Source organism: Psychroserpens sp. XS_ASV72 (assembly GCF_041224425.1).
In the GTDB taxonomy this organism is placed as follows: domain Bacteria; phylum Bacteroidota; class Bacteroidia; order Flavobacteriales; family Flavobacteriaceae; genus Psychroserpens.
This window is the reverse complement of record NZ_JBGFGL010000015.1, coordinates 1-332: the sequence shown is the minus strand read 5'-3', so window position 1 is coordinate 332 and position 332 is coordinate 1. Positions and strand designations below refer to the sequence as shown.

Below are 332 nucleotides of genomic sequence, written 5' to 3'. Positions count from 1 at the left end.
TATCACGCCTGTTACCGATGGGCCGCCGTCTATACTGTAGGTCACGGTGTCACCGGCATCGCCACTGACCACGAACTCCCCGTCATCGCCAGAGCACACGCTAGGTGCGGTAGCAGATACCGTAACGGCGTTCGGAAGCGGTTCGATGTTGGTCGTAGTGTTGGTGTCTGTGAGGTTGGTGTCATAGCTCGTATTGGAAACGTTGCTGACATCGATGGTCGTCGCTGAGGTGATCCCCACAACTGCGATCTCAAGCGTACCGTCAGCAGGTATCACGCCTGTTACCGATGGGCCGCCGTCTATACTGTAGGTCACGGTGTCACCGGCATCGC

General features: G+C 57.5%; 1 protein-coding gene. It reads right to left on the bottom strand.

The genetic code is table 11. The annotated features are described in order from the left end of the window. A partial coding sequence (locus tag AB9K26_RS00040; protein WP_369970512.1) for a hypothetical protein occupies positions 1-332 on the bottom strand: 332 nt, incomplete at both ends.